This window comes from Finegoldia sp. BIOML-A2 (genome assembly GCF_009678315.1).
Classification (GTDB): domain Bacteria; phylum Bacillota; class Clostridia; order Tissierellales; family Peptoniphilaceae; genus Finegoldia; species Finegoldia magna.
In genome coordinates, this window is sequence record NZ_WKZE01000004.1 from 107648 (window position 1) to 114804 (window position 7157).

General features: G+C 32.3%; 7 protein-coding genes and 1 rRNA gene. All 8 read right to left on the reverse strand.

Translation table 11 applies throughout. The annotated features are described in order from the left end of the window. Positions 1–51 precede the first annotated feature (51 nt). A complete protein-coding gene (gene prfA / locus GKF99_RS05395) occupies positions 52–1119 on the reverse strand; it encodes a peptide chain release factor 1 (RefSeq protein WP_094207346.1) in 1068 nt (355 codons plus the stop codon). Positions 1120–1121: 2 nt separating this feature from the next. Beyond that, positions 1122–1913, reverse strand: a complete 792-nt coding sequence (gene prmC / locus GKF99_RS05400) for a peptide chain release factor N(5)-glutamine methyltransferase (RefSeq protein WP_094207347.1) — start codon at positions 1911–1913, stop codon at positions 1122–1124. After that, the gene (locus tag GKF99_RS05405; RefSeq protein WP_094207348.1) at positions 1907–2803 is read right to left on the reverse strand and encodes a DUF1385 domain-containing protein; all 897 of its coding nucleotides are present in this window, start codon (positions 2801–2803) and stop codon (positions 1907–1909) included. The genes prmC and GKF99_RS05405 overlap by 7 nt, the downstream gene beginning before the upstream one ends. Before the next feature lie 78 nt (positions 2804–2881). Then, the gene (gene rpmE, locus GKF99_RS05410) at positions 2882–3085 is read right to left on the reverse strand and encodes a 50S ribosomal protein L31 (RefSeq protein ID WP_002836835.1); all 204 of its coding nucleotides are present in this window, start codon (positions 3083–3085) and stop codon (positions 2882–2884) included. 100 nt (positions 3086–3185) lie between these two features. Beyond that, complete coding sequence (rho, locus tag GKF99_RS05415; RefSeq protein WP_094207349.1) at positions 3186–4502, reverse strand: transcription termination factor Rho; 1317 nt, start codon at positions 4500–4502, stop codon at positions 3186–3188. Between the two features lie 11 nt (positions 4503–4513). Next, positions 4514–5197, reverse strand: a complete 684-nt coding sequence (locus GKF99_RS05420) for a cytochrome c biogenesis protein CcdA (protein ID WP_154272819.1) — start codon at positions 5195–5197, stop codon at positions 4514–4516. After that, complete coding sequence (locus GKF99_RS05425; protein ID WP_094207351.1) at positions 5190–5816, reverse strand: thioredoxin family protein; 627 nt, start codon at positions 5814–5816, stop codon at positions 5190–5192. Before GKF99_RS05425 ends, GKF99_RS05420 begins: the two co-directional genes overlap by 8 nt. A 1266-nt stretch (positions 5817–7082) precedes the next feature. Further along, positions 7083–7157, reverse strand: a 5S ribosomal RNA gene (gene rrf, locus GKF99_RS05430); the annotation flags it as partial.

Sequence of the window (7157 nt, forward strand, 5' to 3'; positions counted from 1 at the left end):
CATTACTTGCTATAATATAAAAAACTCGAGCATTTAAACTCGAGTTAATTTTTAATTCATCATTTTTAATTTTTCAGCTTGATCGTAACTTGTCAAATCATCGATCATTTCTTCAATATCTCCATCTAAGAAATTTTGTAATTGGAATATAGTTTTGTTGATTCTGTGATCAGTTATTCTTCCTTGTGGGAAGTTGTAAGTTCTAATTCTTTCAGAACGATCCCCTGTACCAACTTGAGATTTACGAGCATCTGCTCTATCTTTGTTCTTTTCTTCTTCCATCAAATCATATAATCTAGATTTCAAAACTTTCATAGCTTTGTCTTTATTTTTTATTTGAGATTTTTCATCTTGACAAGTCACTACAAGGCCTGTTGGAATGTGCGTTATTCTAACAGCAGAGTCAGTAGTGTTTACGCATTGTCCACCGTTACCACTTGCTCTGAACACGTCAATTCTCAAATCTTTTTGTTCAATCTTAATATCAACATCTTCGGCTTCCGGTAAAACAGCAACAGTTGCCGTAGATGTGTGAATTCTTCCTGAACTTTCAGTTTGAGGAACTCTTTGAACTCTGTGAACTCCTGATTCGTATTTTAATCTAGAATAAGCGCCTTTTCCTTTAACCATCATAACAGCTTCTTTAACACCGCCAACACCTTGTTGTTGAATATCCATAACTTCAGTTGTCCAGCGTTTTTTATCAGAATACATTTGGTACATTCTCAAAAGTTCACCAGCAAATAAACCTGCTTCATCACCGCCAGCGCCTGCTCTTATTTCAATAAATACGTTCTTTTCATCGTTAGGATCTTTTGGCAACAACAAAATTTTCAATTCTTCTTGATCGTTTTCGATTTGTTCTTCCAATGTTGAGATTTCATCTTTCAATAGTTCTTCCATTTCACTATCTCCAGTAGTACCCAACAGCTCCTTATCTTCTTGTAAATTTTTCAAATTATCTTTGTATGACAAATATTTATTAACAACTGGTTCTAAATCAGCGTGTTCTTTCATTAATTTCGTCCAATTTTCCATGTCAGCGATAACTTCAGGATCTGCGACTTTTACTTCTAAGTCTTTGAACTTATCAACAACACTATCTAAATTTTCAAACATAATTACCTCCTCGCAATTATTACTCTATCAAAACCGTTAAAATCTTTAATGCAATAGTGATTTCCAAATCCGTTTTCATCTAAAATCTCAAATATGCTCTCTCTTTGATTATAACCTATTTCAAAAGCAAGCATACCATCTTCATTTAAATAATCACTAGCTTGATTTATTATCTTTCTATAAAAATACAGTCCATCATCTCCACCAAAAAGTGCAGATCGTGGTTCTTTTAAAATTTTTGTTTCAAGTGAATTGAAATCTTTTTTGTCTATATAGGGCGGATTGGAAACTATCAAATCATACTTAGAATTCACATTCTCATACAGATCAGAATAAATAAACTCAACATTAGTAGCATTTAAGGTTTCTGCATTTTTCTTGGAAAGTTCAATAGCCTTTTTGTTTATATCCACACCCAAAACATTTGAATTCAATTCCAAATTCAAAGTAATGGATATTATTCCAGATCCAATCCCGATTTCAAGTATATTGTCAAACTTACGATTAATCTTGATTATTTCGTCTACTAAAATTTCAGTATCAAATCTTGGAATTAAAACATCAGGATCTGTATAAAACTTTCTATTGTAAAAGTACTTAAACCCAAGTATATATTCGATTGGAATATCCTCATCGTAAAGTCTTTTGTATTCTAAAATTATTTTCTCATCACTCTCGTTAATCTCATCATTCGAATGAATAATAGAATCAGAAAAACTATAGTTATATAATTTTTCCAAAATCATCAGACAATCAGATTTATCGAATAAACTGTAAATATCCTTGATTACCATAAATCTTCATCTTCTTTTTCTGGAATAACACTTTTAAGTGCCAATATAGCAACTTCTATCATCTTGTCGTCAGGCTCTCTTACTGTAAAATACTTTTGAACCCATAATCCAGGTTTAACAAGTAGTGCCGTTATTGTATTATCGTATTTTCCGATTAATCTGTTAATTTCATACGAAATTGATACAATCACTGGAAGTAATATTATACGATACAACATTCTCATCAACTGATTTGGCCATCCAACTAAACCTAACACCAAAATTGAAATTATCATAACCGTAAACAAAAAACTAGTACCACATCTCGGATGAAGTCTACTTTGTTTTCTAACATTTTCAACAGTCAAATCCAGTCCTTGCTCATAGCAATAAATACTCTTGTGTTCAGCACCATGATATTCAAAAACTCTTTTCATATCTTTTGAATGAGAAACTATAAAGAGATATGTGAAAAATATTATAATTCGTATCAATCCTTCGATTAAATTGAAACTGAAAGATGAATGATTTAGCTTAACAAATGATGTAAGAAAAGTTGGAATGAAGAAGAAAAACAGTAACGCCAATGCCACTGATGCAATTATAGAAAACACATTTTCTACTTTTCTGGCATTGTTTTTAAAATGCTTATCGAAGAAGTTTTCGCTATCATCTTCGTAAAAACTTGCTGAATACATCAAAGCATCCATTCCCAACTTCATCGAATCAAACAAACTAACAACTCCTCTTATAAAAGGAATCTTCATCAAATTTATTTTATTGTTTTCTAAGTCTTTTACAACCAAATCAATTTCTTGATCAGGCTTTCTGACCGCTATGGAGTACTTTGAAGGGCCTCTCATCAGAATTCCTTCGATTAAAGCTTGTCCACCAATTGTAGTTTTCTTCATTTCAATTTACCTTTTCATCGTTCATTATCTATTTTTTAACACAAAAATACCAGCACCAAAAAGGTACTGGCAAAAATGCTAATCCATGTTGTATTTTTTCTTGAATTTTTCTACTCTACCACCATGTTCTACAAATCTTTGACGTCCTGTATAAAATGGGTGACATTGACTACAAACTTCGACGTTTATGTTTTCTTTAGTAGATCCTACTTTAAAAGTATTGCCACAAGAAGCGCAAGTTACTGTAGCTTCGTGGTATTCTGGATGTAAATCTTTTTTCATATTATCACCTCGTTTTTCTCAAAATTATTTTCGACTTACCTATTATAACACATGAGTATGAACTTGTCTACAAAATTTGAATATTTCAGTATAAATTTATTTACAAACTTTGCAAATTATTTATTGATTTTACAAATTCTTGGTTTGATTTTGTGTTTTTGATCATTTTTATAATTTGGTCTGCAATATTTTTGTTTTCTTGTGAATTCAATTGTTTTCTTATTTTATTAATTGCTGATAATTCTTCTTTTGTAAGAAGTAATTCATCTTTCCTAGTTCCGGATTTGTTCAAATCAATTGCAGGGAACACTCTCTGTTCCGACAGGCTCCTATCCAATTTGATTTCCATATTTCCAGTTCCCTTGAATTCTTCGAAAATAACATCATCCATTCTGGATCCTGTTTCAATCAAAGCCGTCGCCAATATAGTCAATGAACCGCCTTCTTCAATATTTCTTGCCGCACCGAAAAATCTTTTAGGACCATTCAATGCTAAAGGATCAAGTCCGCCGGACAAAGTCTTACCTGAATAAGGACTAGTAACATTATATGCACGAGATAATCTAGTAATTGAATCGACCAATATTACGACATCTTTTTTGTGTTCTACAAGCCTCTTGGCCCTCTCTATTACGATTTCAGCAACCCTAATATGATTTTGAGGCATTTCATCAAAAGTAGATGCTACAACATCTGCTCCCAAAACAGAACGCTTCATATCTGTAACTTCTTCCGGTCTTTCATCAATTAACAAAACAATAACATGAATTTCCGGATAATTTTTTCTTATAGAGTTTGCTATATTTTTTAGTAAAGTCGTCTTACCTGTTTTAGGTGATGCCACAATCAAGCCTCTTTGACCTTTTCCAACAGGACTTATCAAATCCATAATTCTCATTGAAACATTCTTTGAATCTCTTTCTAAAGTCAATCTTTCTCTTGGATAAATCGGCGTCAAATTCTCAAAATCAGATCTATTTCTAAGATTTTCAACAGTATCTCCATTTACACGATTCACATAAATCAAAGCATTGAATTTTTCTTTATCCTTTTTCTCACGAGATAATCCCTCTACAAAATCCCCTGTCTTTAGTTTAAATCTTCTAACTTGAACAGGAGGTACGTAAATATCATCATCTCCTGAATCGTATCCTTCCGATCTCAAAAATCCATATCCGTTTTCGTGTAAATCCAAGATTCCTTCCACTTTCAAAGGATCCTTCAAATCTTTTTCTTCATTAGAAGAAGAATCTTCGTAATCATCCTCAGAATTATTTCTCTCATTAATATTAACTTGACTAATAATCTCTTTTATCAAATCTTGCTTATTGTATTTACTAATACCTGCAACACCTACAGCTTTAGCAATAATCTTTAAATCTTGTAATTTTTTAGATTCTAATACATTTTTTTCCAATAAATTTCCTCCTACATACCTTGGTACAAGAAATATAATCCAAATAACATCAATACTGCACCAAGAACTATTTCTATTATTTTAGAAACTTTAGTATATGAATCATTTTGAATAATCTCTTCGACTTTACCCATCAACAAAGCAGACATAAATACCAAAAAGCAATTCCCAATACCATAAAATACAAACAAAATAATAGAAAATAAAATATTTCTAGTATTAGCCGCTATAGCCATCAATGAAACTAAAACAGGTGTTGAACATGGAGATGCAAACACCGCTTGAATAACACCAGCTATAAAAGCTCCCAAAAGTCCAGTTTTTGTAATTTTGCTAGACTTATTTAAGCTAATAATCTTAATAACATGCCAATTTTGAAACGCCATAAGAATTAAAAGTATTCCAATAACAATATAAAAAACTCTACTAAATTGATTTAAAATTTTTCCTACTAAGGCAGCCGTCAATCCAAAAATTGTAAAAACTAAAATACTACCTAAACTAAAAACCAAAGCCACCTTGAAAGATTTTTTCTTATCGTAATTATTCCCCGACAAATACCCAATTATAATCGGAATCATCGGCAATGAGCAGGGAAGAAAACTAGTCAAAATCCCCGCAACCAAAGAAATAATAGGAGCCAAATAAACATAATCCTTGACTAATTTTGACAAAAATTCTAATAAACTATCCATTTATCATATCCGAAATCAATATTTCTAATTCGTTTTCCTTCAACAAACCTTCGTGAATGTATCCCTTTTTACCATTTACAGTAACCTCTTGGAAATACTCATCCATCACGATTTGAGCCTTATCAGAAAATTTAAAATCTTCTTTTAAAGGAATAAAAATTTGTGTAGGAGTAACTCTAATACCAGCTTGTGACGCGAAATCATTGTTCACATTAACTTCAACATCCTTAACAACGGCTTTCCCCTTGAACTTATTGAAAGTATTGTCTATATATGGAGCCATTTCCTTACAAGGAGCACATTCAGTCCAAGTAAAATTTACAAAAACAGGCTTATCGTAAGATAAAAACTTTTCAAAACCAGCATCCTTGCCAGCAAATAAAACATCTTCCTTGTCTACTTCCTTGTAAGCTTCCTTGAAATTATTTAAATTTGATGAACTTGTATTCTCACTACTAGAACTACTATCTTCTTTAACATTTCCATCAGTCTCAGTTTGCTTAGCACTATTATCATTATTAATTGGCATAACTGGTTTATTCTTTATAAAAAACATAATCAAAACAGCTACCGCAATAAATGCAATAACTAAAATTGATTTTGATTTATTACTCTTCATAATCATTTCCTTTCTTTAATTCTGATCTATTATATATTCAAATTACTATTGATTTACTATACTATTATATCAAACTTGCGTTCTTATTTACACCTCAATTCATTTTCATAATATAAGATTTTAGCTGTGAGGCTGAGCGAGTGAGAACATTAAATTTTCCACAAGATATTCGTGCAAGATGTTTACATATTTTTTGACCTACGTGTGTCTTACAACTGTTCTCTATCGAAATTCTTTTTACAATTTTCTATCCTCATCTTGCAATCCCCAGCACTGCGAAACGTTAAAGCAAACAATCGAAGCTAAGAATATCACCATATAAAATTTAATGCTTCTTATGAGCGACGCTTCGAACGAAGAAATCTTCATTTCACTTTTTTAAAAAAGGAGATTTCTGAAGTGAGGCTGAGCGAATGAGAACATTAAATTTTAACCAAAGATATTAGTGCGAGATGTTTGCTTATTTCATTACCTATGTTTATCCTGCAATACTATACACATCGAAACCTTTGAGCAAACAATCGAAGCTAAGAATATCATACGGAGAAAATAATCATAAATTCAAGTGCAGTGAACCGTTAAAAAATCGCACTGTTTGAGCGTTAGCGAGTTTGCGATTTTAGGTTCACAAGCTTAGAATTTATTTATTTTCGTAGTCTAGATATTCGTGCAAGATGTTTGCTATGGTCTCAACCTATGTGTATCTTGCAACCGTCGTCTAGCGAAACCTTATAATCATTTTCTGTCATTGTCCTGCAATCTCCAAATTCACGAAAGCTTCAAGCAAACAATCGAAGCTAAGAATATCATACGGAGAAAATAATCATAAATTCAAGTGCAGTGAACCGTTAAAAAATCGCACTGTTTGAGCGTTAGCGAGTTTGCGATTTTAGGTTCACAAGCTTAGAATTTATTTATTTTCGTAGTCTAGATATTCGTGCAAGATGTTTGCTATGGTCTCAACCTATGTGTATCTTGCATCTATTGTCCAGCGAAATTTATGAATAATTTTCAAAGTTACTCTATCTAAAAGAACGCACAAAAAAAGACCTAGCGGACATTGTCATCACTAGATCTTAATTGTTTGGCGACTACCTACGTGCCGTCAGTTCCTACGAATCAAGGATTCGTGGCAACTGGTTGCACCAGACCTACGATGAAATCAAAGATTGCTGTTAGGTCTTGCTCTCCCACAAGTGGGCTCGTAGGTCTTTTGTTTAAAATAAAAAAAAGATCTAACGGATTAAATCACGTTAGACCTTAATTGTTTGGCGACTACCTACTCTCCCACGACGTTTCCATCGTAGTACCATCGGCGTTAAGAGGCTTAACTTCTGTGTT

Coding starts and splice junctions, on each gene's coding strand:
- GKF99_RS05420 (WP_154272819.1), bottom strand. CDS start 5,197: ATGGATAGTTTATTAGAATTTTTGTCAAAATTAGTCAAGGATTATGTT.
- prmC (WP_094207347.1), bottom strand. CDS start 1,913: ATGGTAATCAAGGATATTTACAGTTTATTCGATAAATCTGATTGTCTG.
- prfA (WP_094207346.1), bottom strand. CDS start 1,119: ATGTTTGAAAATTTAGATAGTGTTGTTGATAAGTTCAAAGACTTAGAA.
- rpmE (WP_002836835.1), bottom strand. CDS start 3,085: ATGAAAAAAGATTTACATCCAGAATACCACGAAGCTACAGTAACTTGC.
- GKF99_RS05425 (WP_094207351.1), bottom strand. CDS start 5,816: ATGAAGAGTAATAAATCAAAATCAATTTTAGTTATTGCATTTATTGCG.
- GKF99_RS05405 (WP_094207348.1), bottom strand. CDS start 2,803: ATGAAGAAAACTACAATTGGTGGACAAGCTTTAATCGAAGGAATTCTG.